The organism is Micromonospora sp. CPCC 206061 (assembly GCF_036906915.1).
GTDB lineage: Bacteria > Actinomycetota > Actinomycetes > Mycobacteriales > Micromonosporaceae > Phytohabitans.
In genome coordinates this window covers 298,397-312,388 of the sequence record NZ_JBAKHX010000004.1, presented here as the reverse complement: position 1 = coordinate 312,388, position 13,992 = coordinate 298,397, and the positions used below count along the sequence as shown (strand labels likewise).

The window sequence follows — 13,992 nt, the reverse complement described above, 5'->3', positions numbered from 1 at the left end:
CTAAGGAATCCTTTTAACTCCCGGAGGCCGGCGCCAGGCAGAGCACCTGATCCTTCCCGCCGTCACCGGCGATCACGATGTGCGGCTGGCTCTGGTCTTCGCACTTCGCCTTGCTGTCCACCTTGGACACCACCTTGAAAGCGCTGGCATCGCCGCACTGGGCGGCCACCGCCCCGTTGCCGGACTGCTTCACGCACGAGCCGACCTCCGGGTTGAACGCCGAGTCGGACCCACCACTGAGCAGCCACACGAGGCCGAGCGGCACCGCGAGGATCAGCACGGCCGCGACCAGCACCATGGCCAGCACCCTGCCGTTGCGCTCCCGGGCCGGCGCGGGCGGCGGCTCGGCGGGCGGCTCCTCCGACTTGAAGACGTCGAACCGGCCCTGATCGGCCTCGGCCTCGGCGGGCGGGAAGCCCTGTGCAGGCCCCATCTGCGCGGTGCCGTGCGGCAGGCTCATCTGGCTCGTCGCGTTGGGCCCGGCCTGCGGGCCGAAGCCCTGAGGCCCACCCTGCCCGAACCCTTGCGCTCCGCCAGCCTGCGCCGGGCCGTCCGGTCCGAAGCCCTGCTGCCCGAAGCCCTGCTGCCCGAAGCCCTGCTGCCCGAAGCCCTGCTGCCCGTACGGCGCGCCGTACTCCTGAGGGACCCCGTGCGGCTGGGCGTACGCGGCTGGCTGGCCGGCGCCGAACCCGCCCTGCTGCATGCCGGACTGCGGGCCATGGCCCTGGCTGGGCGGCGAGACAGGGGCAGGTGCGAAGCCGGACTGCGGGTACGGCTGGCCGGCGCTCCGGTCTTCGTTGGGCGGTGGGCCCTGGAAGATACCGGTCGGCTCGGCGTACGGGTCAGCCGGTGAATGCGGCACCTGGGGCGGTGAGACCCGCGCGCTCGCGGCCGTGGCGATCGGCGGGGCAGCCGGCGGGTACGCGTCTTCGGGTGGCTCGGCTGCGGCCGGACGCCCGTACACCCGGGGCTGTGGGGTGCTCATCGGCGGCGGCGGTGCCAGGTCTGACGGCGGGGAAACCCGGCTGGTGGTCGGGACCGACGCGCTGGCCGACACCGGCCGGTGCCCGCCCGCCTGCTCCGAGACCTGGGGTGACGGTGCGGCTGGCTGCGGCACCGAGACCCGGCCGCTCGCGGACCCTTCCTTCGGCGTGCGCGGCTGCGGCACCGGTGGGGCGACCTCCGGCGGGGCATCCTGGCCGCCCTGTGCGGAAGGACCGCCATGGCTCACGTAGTCGAAACCGTTGGCGAAAGCCGGGCCGGCCGGGGCGGCCGGTGGCGAGCCGTACGGGTCGGCGGCGGCGCGGGGCGTGAAGAGGCTGCCGCTGCTCGGCTCGTCGAAGTCGGGCGGCGGTTTGCCGAGGCTGGCGCCCGGGACCCTGACCTGCTGGCCGGCGAACGGGCCACCCGGACCGGTCGGGTCCGACGGCGGCGGGGCCTGCTCGTACCGCTCGGGCTCGTAGTGCTGGGGCCGCTGCTGAGGCTCCGGCTCGTGGGGCTGCGGGTAGCCGGCCTCGTTTGGCGGTGGCGGGTAGGCCGCCGGGAAGTTCTGCTGTGGCGGAGGCGGCCACGCGCCGGCCGGTGCCCAGGCCTCTGGGGGCAGGCCAACCGGCTCGCCGGCCGGCGTCGGGGGAGCCACCGATGCCCGGGCGCCATACGTCGGCGCCTTGGCCGGCGGGACCTGCGATGCGGGCGGGCCGGTGTCGAAGGAGGGTGGCTCGGCGGGTGACTGCGGCCGGGCGGCGAAGGGCTGCTCGTCTGCGAACGTGCCAACCTGCGGGTGCCCGCCGAAGGGCGCGGGCTCGTCGCTCGGCTGCTGACGGCCGAGGGACGCTCCGTAGATGCCGGGCTCGCCGCCGCTCTGCGGCCGGGCGGGCGACACGGGCTGCACCGGGGAGCCGGTCGGCGCCGAGGCGCTGAAGCTGGCCCGGGAGCCGTAGCTCGGTGGCTCGGCTGGCGACTGCGGCCGTGCGGCGAACGGCGACTCGCTCGGGAAGGCGGAGTCCGCGCCATAGGGGGGCGGCCCGGCTGGGCTTTGCGGCCGTCCGGCGAAGGGCGTCTCGGCCGGGAAGGCCGAGTATTCGTTGCCGTAGGCGGGCGGTTGTGCGGGGCTCTGTGGCTGGGCCGAGAACGGCTCCGCTGGGCTCTGCGGGCGCGCCGCGAACGGGGGCTCACCTGAGAAGTCGGAGGACTCCGAGCCGTACGCGGGGGGCTGGGCAGGAGACTGCGGCCGCGCAGGGAAGGGCGGCTCGCTGGGGTACCCGGAGGGCTCGCCGCCGCCCTGCGGGTGCGGCTGCGGGTAGGGCGACGCCGAACCGCTGGCTGGCGGGTAGGGCGAAGTGGAGCCGCTCGCTTGCGGGTACGCCGGGGACACCGGCTGTGCCGGAGAGCCGGATGCCGGCGGATAGGCCGTTGGCGGCGGGTAGGCCGTTGGCGGCGGGTAGGCGGCGGGCTGGGACGACCAGTCCGCGGAGAAGGCGGGTGCGGGAGACGCCGGCTCATTGCCGTTGCTCGCGGGAGCGGGGCCCCAGGGGGTCGGCGGCTGGCCGGGGGGCGGCGGGGCGCCCCACTCGCTGTCGTGCGCCACGCCGTACGGGGCGGTTCCGCCGGTGCCCGGGGCAGCGTCGGCCGGCTCCGGGGCGTGGTGCTGCGGCCCCTCGGACGTCATGGTGCGCCTCCTCATCGCATCTCGGCCGTACCGCCCCCTTTGTGGGGGCGCGGCTGGCCTGGCTGCCGGTGCGGCGAGACCGGCCGGTGCAGGTGGTGCAGCCCCTGACCAGCGGCCCGCCGGCGATCTCCTCGATCGACACCGGCGGGTGCGCTGCGCGAGGGCGGCGACCCCGCCAACCGTACCGGGCGCTCAGGGACGTAGGAATCCCGGTGTGCGACGCCATAGACACGAAAGACCCGCCCGGAGCAGCCGGGCGGGTCGCGAGGTAGTGGCGGCGTTACCCGTAGTAGCGCTGCGCCATGATGCGGATCTCATCGCGGACGGCCGGCGAGTTCGTGGCGCGCAGTGCGCGCTCGATGGCTCGGTTGCGGCGCGAGGCCTCGCGGCGGCTGCGGTACCGATCGATCATCTTCATGGTGGTCTGGTTGCTCCCCTCCTGGTTCGTTTCAATTAAACCCCGCAGCGGGGAGCATCGCCAACGATTATAAGGTGAGTTGAGCCACGTGCCGAAGGATCGAAGGTTAGCGAGCGGGAACGTCGATCAAGAAAATCCCGCCGATCAAGGGCATATGCACGTGGATCAGAGATCCAAGCACGTGCGTTTGTCCTTGATCGGCGGGACTCGGTGGGGCTCGGTGGGGCTCGGTGGGGCTCGGTGGGGCTGAGGCGGAGCGGCGGCTAGGTCCAGGCCAGCAGGGCGGCCTCGGGGTCTTCCAGGAACGTGCCTATGTCGCGCAGGAACAGGGAGCCGAGCTCGCCGTCGATGATGCGGTGGTCGAACGACAGGCCGAGCGTCGTGACCTGGCGCACCTTGATCTTTCCTTTGTGCACCCATGGCATATCGCGGATCGCACCAAATGCGAGGATTGCCGATTCACCCGGGGGAAGTATCGGCGTGCCCGTGTCGACGCCGAACACCCCCACATTCGTGATCGTGAACGTGCCGCCGCTCATGTCGGCCGGCGACGTCTTGCCCGCTTTGGCGGTCTGCACCAGACCGGTCAGCGCGTCGGCCAGCTCGCGCAGCGACAGCTGCCCGGCATCCTTGATGTTCGGCACCACCAGGCCGCGCTCGGTGGCCGCCGCGATGCCCAGGTTGACGTACGGCTTGACGATGATCTCGTCGCCGGCCCAGGTGGAGTTGACCATCGGGTGGCGCCGGATGGCCAGCAGCACCGCCTTGGCCGCCAGCAGCAGCGGCGAGACCCGCACGTCGCGCCAGTCTCGCAGCGTGCGCAGCCGGTCGAGCGCCTTGACCGCCCGGGTCACGTCGACGGTCAGGAACTCGGTGACGTGCGGCGCGGTGAACGCCGAGGCCACCATGTTGTCGGCCGTGAGCTTGCGCACGCCCTTGACCGGTATGCGCTGCTCGCCGCCGACCGTGACCGGTGCCGGACGCGCCGGGGTGGCGGCCTGCTCCACGTCATCTCGGGTGATCGAGCCCTGCGGGCCGGTGCCGGCGAGCGTGGCGAGGTCTACGCCGAGATCGCGAGCAAGCTTGCGCACCGGTGGCTTGGCCAGGATGAGAGGCCGTTCGGGCACGGATTCCACGGTGGCGGGCTGGGCGGTGGGCGTACCATTTGCGCTTTTTCTCGGGCGTCTTGTGGCCGCGCCCGAGCGCGGACCGTAACCCACCAGGACCGGGGTCCGTGCCGGCGCTTCCGCCGGCGCCGGCTCCTCCGCGGGCGGCGCCGAAGGGTCGGTGTCGATCGCGATGATCGGGGTGCCGACCTCGACGGTCGTGCCCTCCTCATGGAAGATCGCCTGCACCTTGCCGGCCCACTTCGCCGGGATCTCCACCGCCGCCTTGGCGGTTTCGACCTCGACGATCGGCTGGTTCAGCTCGATGGTGTCGCCGACCTTCACCAGCCACTTGAGGATCTCGCCCTCGGTGAGACCTTCACCGAGGTCGGGCAGGTTGAACTCCTTGATCCGGGACACGCCGCTCACCACCCGAAGGTGCGGTCGACGGCGTCGAGCACCCTGTCGAGGTCGGGCAGGAAGTCCTCCTCCAGCCGGGCGGCCGGGTAGGGCGTGTCGTAGCCGGTCACCCGCAGCACCGGCGCCTCCAGCGAGTAGAAGCACTCTTCGGTAATGCGGGCGGCGATCTCGGCACCGAGGCCCACATTGGACGGTGCCTCGTGCACGACCACGCAGTGGCCCGTGCGGCGCACCGACTCGAAGACCGCGTCGAGGTCCAGAGGCGAGAGCGAGCGCAGGTCGAAGACCTCCAGCTCACGGCCGTCGCCAGCCGCGGCGTTCGCCGCGTCGAGCGCGGTGCGGACCATCGGCCCGTAGGCGAGCACGGTCGCGTCGGTGCCAGGGCGTGCGAGGCGGGTGGCGTGCAGCGGGTACGCGCCAGCGAGGTCGGTATCGACCTCGACGTCACCCTTTTCGTAGTACCGGCGCTTGGGCTCCAGGAAGACGATCGGGTCGTCGGAGGCCACCGCCTGCTGGATCATCACGTACGCGTCTTCCGGGGTCGCGCAGGCGACGACCTTGAGGCCGGCGGTGTGCGCGAAGTACGCCTCGGGCGACTCGGAGTGGTGCTCGACCGCGCCGATCCCACCGCCGAACGGGATGCGGATGACCATGGGCATCTTGACGCGGCCCTGCGAGCGGTAGTGCATCTTCGCCACCTGCGACACGATCTGGTCGTACGCGGGGTAGACGAAGCCGTCGAACTGGATCTCACACACCGGCCGGTAGCCCCGGATCGCGAGGCCGACAGCGGTGCCGATGATGCCGGACTCGGCGAGCGGGGTGTCGATGACCCGCTCCTCGCCGAAGTCCTTCTGGAGGCCGTCGGTGATGCGGAAGACGCCGCCGAGCTTGCCGACGTCTTCGCCCATGATCAGTACCTTGGGGTCCGCCTCAAGGGCGCGGCGCAGGCCCAGGTTGAGCGCCTTGCCGATGGTGAGCTTCTCGGCCATCAGTGTGCGCTCCCCTCGAACGACTCCATGTATTCGGCGAAGCCCTTCCGCTGCGCGTCGACCAGGGGCGACCCGTGCGGGTAGACGTGCTCGAAGATGGAGAGCGGGTCGGGATCCTCCATGGCGAGCACGCGTTCACGCAGGGCAAGGGCCTCGCGGCGCGCCAGCTCGTCGACCTCGGCGAAGAAGTCGTCGCCGGCGATCTGCTGCTTGGTCACGAACGCGCGTACCCGGGCGATCGGATCCCTGGCCTGCCAGGACTCGACCTCACCGGCCATCCTGTACCGGGTCGGGTCGTCGGTGGTGGTGTGCGCGCCCATCCGGTACGTGTACGCCTCGATCAGGGTCGGGCCCTGGCCGTGACGCGCATGGTCGAGAGCGGTCCGGGTGACCGCGTACGAGGCGAGCACATCGTTGCCGTCGACCCGTACGCCCGGGAAGCCGAAGCCGGAGGCCCGCTGGTACAGCGGCACCCGGGTCTGCTTCTCGATCGGCTCCGAGATCGCGTACTGGTTGTTCTGGCAGAAGAAGACGACCGGCGCGTTGAAGACGCTGGCCCAGATGAACGCCTCGTTGACGTCACCCTGGGCGCTGGCGCCGTCGCCGAAGTACGCGATCACCGCCTCGCCGTCGTCGTTGCCGACCTTGCCATCCTTGGCGATGCCCATGGCGTACCCGGTCGCGTGCAGCGTCTGCGCGCCGATGACGATCGTGTACATGTTGAACCGGAACTCGACCGGATCCCAGGCTCCGTGGTCGACGCCCCGGAAGAGGCTCAGCGGCATGATCGGGTCGATGCCACGGCAGTAGAGCACGCCGTGCTCGCGGTAGGTGGGGAAGGCCATGTCTTGCGGGCGCAGCGCCCGGCCGGATCCGACCTGCGCCGCCTCCTGCCCGAGCAGGCTGGCCCAGATGCCCAGCTCACCCTGGCGCTGGAGCGCGGTCGCTTCGGAGTCCAGCTTGCGGACCACCACGAGATCGCGGTACAGCCCCCGGTATTCGTCGTCGGTGAAGTCGACGGTGTACTCGACGCCGTCGGCGCCCGTCACCTTGTCGATCCGCTCGCCGTCCGGGGTGAGTAACTGGACGAACTCCGGCGCGGATTCCCCGCCGGCGCCCCTGCCCTTCGTCATTGGTCTCTCCCTGTCGTCGGTGCGGCGCCGCCGGGGGTGTCCCGGACCGCGCAGCCTGTCGCGCCTGCCTCGGCAGGCCCCTATTTGCCGCGTCTAGCCCGGGTGTGGGTTGCCGCGCGGCGATCGTGCGTGGGGCCGACGCCAGCGCGGCCTGCTCACCGCTGGTGGGCGGAGATTACGGCCGCGTTGCCGTCGCGTCCATATTCGCAGAGGTGGTGAGGGTGGCCACAGTGTGACCTCGACAATCCCCGAGCGCGGTGGGTCGGAAACTTGGCATTCCGACACGCTCTGCGGCGCTAGCGAAGTTTGGGGTATTACGCCACGCTACCGCGGTGCCTGAGTACGCACGCCACCGTTGGACGGCCGGTCTCCATCGAGGGCCTGGGCTCGTCGGACCCGTTCGCCGGGACGCGGTGGTTGTGATCATGCTCGCAACCATGGCCTCCCTGCCCATACTGGTCGCGATCGGTGCGGGCACCCCGACGGACGTCGGGCGAGCCGCGGGCTCCGGCGCACCGGAGAGCGCCATGCCGTTCATAGCCCTGCCGCCGACCGGGCCGGTGATCGTCTCCCCGGCACCGACGCCGAGTGCGGAGCCGCCGGCGGTTGGCGCGGCGCCCGGTGTGGTCGCCGATCGGCGCTCGGGCGACCGGCACCGCCGGCGGTCGGGCGACAACGGGAGGCGGTCCGACGGCAGCCGGCCACCCGCCCGCCCGGTGGCGCCGACGGAGTCCGGTCCCGCGCCCCGCCCGCCCGTGCCAACCTCGCCCCCGCCCGAGCCGACCTCGCCCCCGCCCGTGCCAACCTCGCCCCCGCCCAAGCCCACGCAGCCACCGTCGCATCCGCCGACGTCCTGGTGGCCGCCGGTGCCGCACCCGACGCTGCCGCAGCTGCCCCGGCCACCCCGCCCGCCCTCCCACGTCCCACCGTGGCCGGTGGAACCCGTATGGCCGGCCTTTGTCGTACCGGCCGGCTAGCGCCCCGCAGTATGGACGTACATTTTCAGGTCACCTACGAGTTCTGCGTGGCTTGATCCCTCGCTTCGCTCACTTGTCGCGGTGCGCTTCGATCCACCTGTCGAGGGCATCCGGGTCGTTGGGGTCGACGCCGTCCGCGATCAGCTGCGCCACGGCCGCCGTCGCGGGGCTGCGCCGCTCGCCGGTCGTGTACAGCCGCACGAACTCGGGGATCATCTCCTCGATCGCGGCGTCTGTCTGCGACTGGGCGATCATCGGGAGCCCGCGCTGCCGGCTCGCGTACGCGGCCCATGCGCGCGTCACCCTCGGCAACATCGCCGCGTCGTCCATGTCGAGCACGGCGCGACGGTGCACCCAGTCAAGCAGGAAGAGGCTGGCCACGGCCGGGCTCCACCGCATCGGGTCGGGCTCGGCGAAGCTGGCCGCGTAGTCCAGCACGAGGCTGAGGCAGAAGTGCAGCGAGGGCAGCTCGGCCTCGCTCACATGCGTCAGGCCGAAGCGGGCCGCCTCCGACGAGTCGAGAAACCGTCGCACGAGCGCGGTGCGCTCGTCCGACGAGAGCGGCTCGGCACTCACAGGCGCCAGGGAGGGAGCCGGCAGCAGCGCGAGCCGGGCACCGGCCAGCGCACGGTCGGTGGCGAGCGAGCCCTCGTCGGGCAGATTGGTCAGCCCGTCGGTGATGCGCAGGTGGCGGGCCACCTCGGCGCGCAGCCGTCGCGGATCCTCCTCGCGAAACCAGGTCAGCTCGTCGCCCGCGCACATCTCCCGCACCCGCTCGACGATGCCTCCGGCCGGCCCGCCCACGAAGACGTCTTTGGTAATGCCGATGTTGTGGTCGACGAGGGCCACGACGGCGTGCTCGGGCCCGCCGGCCTCCCGGTCGTCGTACGCGAACGTGGCCAGGTATGACGTCTGGTCGCCGTACACATCGCCGTAGGCGTAGCAGCCGGTCACCTGTACCCGGCCGATCTCGCCAACCCACGCCGGCGCCTGCGCGCCGCGTTTGACCCCCGCGGCGCCCGACGCATCGGGCACCAGCCGGGCGAAGACCTCGCGGATCGTGGTCGCCGCCGCGGTGCGGCGGCGCGACGTCGCGGTCAGGAACTCGGCCACGAACTCGCGCACCGCCTCCGCCCGGTCGTCCTCGGCCACGGCGTAGACGCTGCCGAGCAGCGCCGTCGCCAGCATCTCCGCGTCGAGCGCGCAGTCGAGCTTGGTCACGTCGCGCGCGGCCTGGAGCACCGCGTCGTAGGGGGTCGTAGGCGTGGCCATGTGCAGACCCTACGCCCGAACTGTGTTGGTTGGCGCTCGCTCCGCTCGCGCGGGCCCAGCGCCTTAGAGGGGGCGCCGCCGATCGAGTACGAGAAGCGCGATCGGCGCGAGCACGCCCATTACCAGAGTGGCGAGGCTCGCGGTCAGATCTCCGCCCCTCAGATCGCCATGGTCGCGTGCGTGGAAGGCCAGGTGCAGGGTCGAAAACACCAGCACCCCGGTCAGGACCACCGCGGTTACCCTGCGGTCCGCGAGCCACGCCGCCAAGAGAAGGAGTACGCCCAGCGTCAGGAACGTGGCACCTAGATCCGTCATGAGGTGCTCGTTGTAAGGCGGATACGCCGCTGTCCAGGCGTGCCCGAACCCGGGGAAGGTGTCGAAGAACCACCTCGGCGCCAGCGCGGCCGGCACACCCCACGAGAGGTGCAGGCCGCCGAGCAGCAGCAGACCGCCGCGGACGAGCCGGTTCATGATCTGGCGGTCGCCAACGCCTCCCGCGCCTCGGCGTACGCGTGCAGCACCGACCGCACCGGCGCCACCACGTACTCCCGTGCCACCCCGGTGATCGCGGCGCGCAGGCGGTTTTCGGCGCGGCGGCGAGCCCGCCGGGCAGCGTGCCGGATCAGCGGCTTGACCAGGAAGTTCAGGACGAGCCCGGCGAGCAGGCCACCGAGCAGCAGCACGGTCGGCAAAGGCACGGAGCCCACCTTCGGGTACTCCAGCGCGGGCAGGCCGAGCGCCCGCACCACGTATCCCGTGACCAGCCAGCCCAGCCCGACCACCGCCGCGAGCGTGACCAGCCACTGGAGCCCGCCGATCAGGCGCCACCAGGCCGGGGTGTGGTCCATCCGCAGGTCGGTGCCGGCCACCGCCCGGTCCAGCGCGTCCGGCACGTCGCCCAGGCGGGAGCGGGCTGCCGCGTTGAGCGCGTTTGCCCACGGATCCGGCAGCGAGGCGGCCGCCCGGTCAGCCACGGTGCGCACCGCCAGTCCGACGGCGGCGCGCTGGGCGGCCGTCGGGTCGGGCACCGAGGTGGCGCCTATCGGGGTGTTCGGGGTGACCGGACCGCTCGGCAGGTGCAGCCGGCGCAGCGGGTCGGGGCGCAGCCGGCGCCAGCCGCGGATCAGCGGCCAGCCGGTGGTCTGCGCCGCCCGGTGCCGGTATGCCCGCTCGGTCGCCTCGGCCACCGCCGGCACTCCCGCCGAGGCGGCCAGCGCGTCTGTGAGCGTGCGCACGGTCGCGCGGTCGATCTCGTCTTCGGCCACCGCCGGTCCGACCACATCAGACAGCTGTTCGGCGACCCCGTCGACGTCGCCGGCCAGCCGTCGCAGCGACGCCTGCCGCTCCGCGACCGTGTGCTCAAGCAGCGAGCGCAGCTCGCTCATGGCCGCCTGGTTGAGGGCGGTCGTGGCGAGCATCGGCACGCCGTCGAGCTCGTCTTGGTCGAGCAGCCGGCGCAGGTCGTCGAGGACCGGCTCGATCTCGTCGGGTGGCAGCCGGTCGACCTGGTTGAGCACGACGACCGTGACGTCCTTGTGCCGCCGGAACTCCTGCAGGTACCGGGTGTGCACCACGCGGTCGGCGTACTTCTGCGGGTCGACCACCCAGATCACCAGGTCGACGAGGCCGAGCAGCCGGTCGACCTCCAGCCGGTGCGAACGCTCCACCGAGTCGAAGTCGGGCAGGTCGAGCAGCACCAGGCCGCGCAGCGCCGCCTCGTCGTCGCCGTCCAGCGCGCTCTCCCGGATGAACCGGTGCCGCGGCAGCACGCCCACCCAGTCGAGCAGCCGGTTGGCGCCCTGCAGGTTGCCCCAGACACAGGCGTGCGCCATGCCCGTCGTGGGGCGGCGCACGCCGACCGGCGACAGGTCGAGCCGGGCCAGCGCGTTGAAGAGGCTCGACTTGCCGCTGCCGGTGGCGCCCGCGAGCGCCACCACGGTGTGGTCGCGGGAGAGCGCCAGCCGGGCGCCGGCCCGTTCGACGACGGTGTGTGCCGCGATCAGGCGCTGCTCGGGCAGGTGACCGTCGACCACCTTGATGAACCGGTCGATCGCGTCGATCCGGGCCGCCAGCCGCTCGGCGTCGATGCGCTGCTCCCCGCGAAGCCTGCTCAATACGCTCATGACTTGATCTCCGGCAGGGCTAGCGGGGCACCCTCGGTGAGCGCCGCTTCCTCACGCGCCCGCTCCACGCGCGACGCGGCGTCGCGCAGTGCCTGGCCCGGGTCGGCACCGATGCCGGCACCGGCGATCCGGTCGCCGTACCGCGCGGCCTCCGCGTCCAGCAGGGCGTGGACCCGGGCGAGCAGGTCTTCGCGGGCCTTGGCAGCGAGGGCGCGGATGGCCTGGTCCCCGAAGATCGCTTCGAGTACCTTCTGAGCGGCCACGGTCGTGCCGCCGGCCACCGCCACCTCGGCCCCGGTAGGGATGAACGCGGTCGACGCGAACACCCCGATCATCACCAGCAGGCCGGTGGCGTTTACCGCGTAGGCGGCGCCGCGCGCCACGGCCCGCTTGCCGCTCGCCTCCCGCCGGATCAGCTCCAGCACCCCGCGCTGCCAGTCGCGTACCAGCCGCTCGGCGCGCTCGGGCAGGTCCGGCGACGGCCGGCCCAGCGACGGGTCGAGCAGCGCGGAGCCGGCCGGGTGCGCTAGCCAACCCGTGTACGCCTGGTCGGTGGCGTCGGCGGCGGCCCCTCGGATCAAGGTGACCAGGTTGGCCTCGATCGCCGACTGGAGCTGCCGGCCCGGCGCCGGGCGCCCGGTCAGCGCCGCTATCACCCGGTCGCGCATCCGGCCCACCCGGGCCTCCAGCGTGCGCATCAGCTCGCCGGTGCCGACGAACTCCTGCCACCGCGCCAGTACTTCGCCGCGCAGTAGCCGGCCGTCCTGTACGCCGTTTTCCACCGTGCGACGGGCGGTGCGGTACGCCGCTCCCACCCGGTCATGCAACACCGTGGCCGCTTCCACCTGCTCGTCGGCCGCCCCGGCCAGCTCGGCAACCACCGGGGCGAGCGCCGCCAGCGCACCGTCGAGCGTCTGCCGCACCACCGTCGCCCGGGCGGCCACGTCGGTTGCCAGGCGATCGAACCAGTCTCGCAGCGCCTCGGTCACCGACTCGGGCAGCAGGCCCTGCCGGTCGATCTCGGTCTCCGGCAGCACGAACAGCGGGGCGGTCGCCAGGTGGTGCGCGGCCAGCATCTCCGCGAGGTGGGCGGTGACCTCGACGGCCGCCTCTGGTGGCACCCGGTCGAGCACCAGCGCGACCACCGTGCCCCGGAACTGGGCGGTCTCCAGCAGGTCCCACGGCACCGCGTCGGCGTACCGGGCCGCCGTCGTGACGAACAGCCACAGGTCAGCTGCCGCGAGAAGCTGGGCGGCGAGCGCCCTGTTCTGGTCGACGACCGAGTCGATGTCGGGCGCGTCGAGAAACGCGAGCCCCGGCATGAGCGCGGGCGCGACGACGATCTGGAGGCTGTGCGGGTCGTCGGTCGCCTCGGCGGTGCGGGTTAGGCCGGGCAGCAGCTTGCCGCGGCGGAACCACTGGGCGTCGATCGGGTTGCACACTAGTACCGGCGTGCGGGTGGTCGGGCGCAGCACGCCGGCCGGGCTCACGGAGGACCGGACAAAGCTGTTGACCAATGTGGACTTGCCCGCGCCCGTGGAGCCGCCAACGACCACAAGGAGCGGGGCGTCCAGCCTCGCCAGCCTCGGGATCAGGTAGTCGTCGAGCTGCGCAACCAGCGAGCCACCGACGGTGCGTGCGGCGTCGGCCGACGGTACGGCCAGCGGGTAGGTGGCGGAGGTGATGGCGGCACGGAGGCTCTGGAGAGCGGTCGTGAGCGCGCCGGCCGTCTCGGACAGCGGACCGAGTGGCGACGCTCCCGCCGGCCGCGTGTCGCTGTCCTCTTCAAGGGCCTCTTCAAGGGCCTCTTCATGGGCCTCTTCGGGGGTGCCGTCCGGCTCGGCGCCGCCGGTTTCCGCGATTGGCGCGGTGGTGGCCTGTTCGGCCTCGGTCTGCGCGGGCCCTTCCACGTCGGGCAGCGTGGGGTCGCTGTCGTCGGCGGCCTGCGCGGCGCTCGTGTCCTCAGCCGCGGCGTCCGGTCCGTCTGGGGCCGGGGGGTCTGCGTGCGGCGGGTCTGCGTCCGACCCTTTGGTGTCTGTGTCTGTGTCTGTGTCTGTGTCTGCGTCGGTGTTCGGCGCGTCGGTGGGAGGCTTGTCGGCGTCCGCCGCCTCGGAAGATTCTTCGGAGGGCGACCCTTCGGTCGGGGAGGCGCTGGTCGCGACCGGCGAGGTCGCGTCCGTCGCTCGGTCAGGTCGTGAGGCGCTGGTTTCGGCTTCCGGTAGTGCGGTCGACAGGTCGACGGTGCCCAACTGCTCGGTTGCCGGGTCGGCATCCTTGGCCGCCGGATCGGCCGGAGCACCGGCCGGCTCTGTTGCCGCTGCGGCGGTTGCGTCGTCGGCCGTCGCGTCAGTCGCGGCGGGTCGCGGGGCCTTGGCCGCGGTGCCGTTTGTGGGAGCGGCCGGCACCTTCGTAGAAGGGGCCGCCGGGGTGGGCTCGGGCGTCACTGAGGCAGCATCTTGCGGCTCGGGGGCAGGAGAACCTGGCCGAGCGTCCATGTCGGACTCCGACTCCGGGTCGGCCGGCGGCTCCTCGGGAGTCACGGTGGGCGTGCCAGATCTGCCCGCCGGCATGTCACCGTGCGACGTCACGGGTAAAGACTGCCCGATCCACGCATCGCAGACAACAGGAACCGTGCGGGTTGCGCCGATCAAGGACAGATTCCCTGATCAAGGGCAAAGGCCGTGGATCGGAGAGAGGGCAGCTCCTGACCGTCGTCCCCGCGCTACAGGCAGTAGAAGATCAAGTCCCGCCGATCAAGGGGGATTGCATCGATCAAGGGCAAATGCAGTGGATTGGAGATCAAAGCACGTGCCTTTGTCCTTGATCGACGAGAAGGGGAGCGGGCGGCGCGCGGGGCGTGATGAGGGGCGAGGGGGTGGGGGT

Annotated in this window: 10 protein-coding genes; 1 reads left to right on the top strand and 9 read right to left on the bottom strand. The window is 72.2% G+C overall.

The annotated features are described in order from the left end of the window. Positions 1–13: 13 nt before the first annotated feature. From V6V89_RS05820 to pdhA, 5 genes are all read right to left on the bottom strand, one after another. The gene (locus V6V89_RS05820; protein WP_334617883.1) at positions 14–2,668 is read right to left on the bottom strand and encodes an LppU/SCO3897 family protein; all 2,655 of its coding nucleotides are present in this window, start codon (positions 2,666–2,668) and stop codon (positions 14–16) included. A 280-nt stretch (positions 2,669–2,948) separates the two neighbouring features. Next, on the bottom strand, positions 2,949–3,086 hold the full coding sequence (locus tag V6V89_RS05815) for a hypothetical protein (RefSeq protein WP_334617882.1): 138 nt from the start codon (positions 3,084–3,086) through the stop codon (positions 2,949–2,951). 263 nt (positions 3,087–3,349) lie between these two features. After that, complete coding sequence (locus V6V89_RS05810; protein WP_334617953.1) at positions 3,350–4,612, bottom strand: dihydrolipoamide acetyltransferase family protein; 1,263 nt, start codon at positions 4,610–4,612, stop codon at positions 3,350–3,352. A gap of 5 nt (positions 4,613–4,617) precedes the next feature. Continuing rightward, the gene (locus tag V6V89_RS05805) at positions 4,618–5,607 is read right to left on the bottom strand and encodes an alpha-ketoacid dehydrogenase subunit beta (RefSeq protein ID WP_334617952.1); all 990 of its coding nucleotides are present in this window, start codon (positions 5,605–5,607) and stop codon (positions 4,618–4,620) included. Beyond that, complete coding sequence (gene pdhA / locus V6V89_RS05800; RefSeq protein WP_334617881.1) at positions 5,604–6,737, bottom strand: pyruvate dehydrogenase (acetyl-transferring) E1 component subunit alpha; 1,134 nt, start codon at positions 6,735–6,737, stop codon at positions 5,604–5,606. Before pdhA ends, V6V89_RS05805 begins: the two co-directional genes overlap by 4 nt. A 437-nt stretch (positions 6,738–7,174) precedes the next feature. Between pdhA and V6V89_RS05795 the strand changes: the two genes are divergently transcribed. Beyond that, a complete protein-coding gene (locus V6V89_RS05795) occupies positions 7,175–7,714 on the top strand; it encodes a hypothetical protein (protein ID WP_334617880.1) in 540 nt (179 codons plus the stop codon). A gap of 69 nt (positions 7,715–7,783) precedes the next feature. Here the strand turns inward: V6V89_RS05795 and V6V89_RS05790 are convergent, their stop codons facing one another. From V6V89_RS05790 to V6V89_RS05775, 4 genes are all read right to left on the bottom strand, one after another. After that, complete coding sequence (locus V6V89_RS05790; RefSeq protein ID WP_334617879.1) at positions 7,784–8,986, bottom strand: hypothetical protein; 1,203 nt, start codon at positions 8,984–8,986, stop codon at positions 7,784–7,786. Positions 8,987–9,049: 63 nt separating this feature from the next. Beyond that, the gene (locus V6V89_RS05785; RefSeq protein WP_334617878.1) at positions 9,050–9,457 is read right to left on the bottom strand and encodes a hypothetical protein; all 408 of its coding nucleotides are present in this window, start codon (positions 9,455–9,457) and stop codon (positions 9,050–9,052) included. Continuing rightward, positions 9,454–11,109 carry a GTPase gene (locus V6V89_RS05780; RefSeq protein WP_334617877.1) on the bottom strand — a complete coding sequence of 552 codons (1,656 nt, stop codon included), beginning with the start codon at positions 11,107–11,109 and terminating at the stop codon, positions 9,454–9,456. The genes V6V89_RS05785 and V6V89_RS05780 overlap by 4 nt, the downstream gene beginning before the upstream one ends. Then, positions 11,106–12,848 carry a GTPase domain-containing protein gene (locus V6V89_RS05775; protein ID WP_334617951.1) on the bottom strand — a complete coding sequence of 581 codons (1,743 nt, stop codon included), beginning with the start codon at positions 12,846–12,848 and terminating at the stop codon, positions 11,106–11,108. The genes V6V89_RS05780 and V6V89_RS05775 overlap by 4 nt, the downstream gene beginning before the upstream one ends. Positions 12,849–13,992 lie beyond the last annotated feature (1,144 nt).

What these genes read in the sequence shown, in the direction of transcription:
- V6V89_RS05815 (WP_334617882.1), bottom strand. Translation starts at nt 3,086, where the DNA reads ATGAAGATGATCGATCGGTACCGCAGCCGCCGCGAGGCCTCGCGCCGC.
- pdhA (WP_334617881.1), bottom strand. Translation starts at nt 6,737, where the DNA reads ATGACGAAGGGCAGGGGCGCCGGCGGGGAATCCGCGCCGGAGTTCGTC.
- V6V89_RS05785 (WP_334617878.1), bottom strand. Translation starts at nt 9,457, where the DNA reads ATGAACCGGCTCGTCCGCGGCGGTCTGCTGCTGCTCGGCGGCCTGCAC.
- V6V89_RS05795 (WP_334617880.1), top strand. Translation starts at nt 7,175, where the DNA reads ATGGCCTCCCTGCCCATACTGGTCGCGATCGGTGCGGGCACCCCGACG.
- V6V89_RS05790 (WP_334617879.1), bottom strand. Translation starts at nt 8,986, where the DNA reads ATGGCCACGCCTACGACCCCCTACGACGCGGTGCTCCAGGCCGCGCGC.
- V6V89_RS05780 (WP_334617877.1), bottom strand. Translation starts at nt 11,109, where the DNA reads ATGAGCGTATTGAGCAGGCTTCGCGGGGAGCAGCGCATCGACGCCGAG.
- V6V89_RS05820 (WP_334617883.1), bottom strand. Translation starts at nt 2,668, where the DNA reads ATGACGTCCGAGGGGCCGCAGCACCACGCCCCGGAGCCGGCCGACGCT.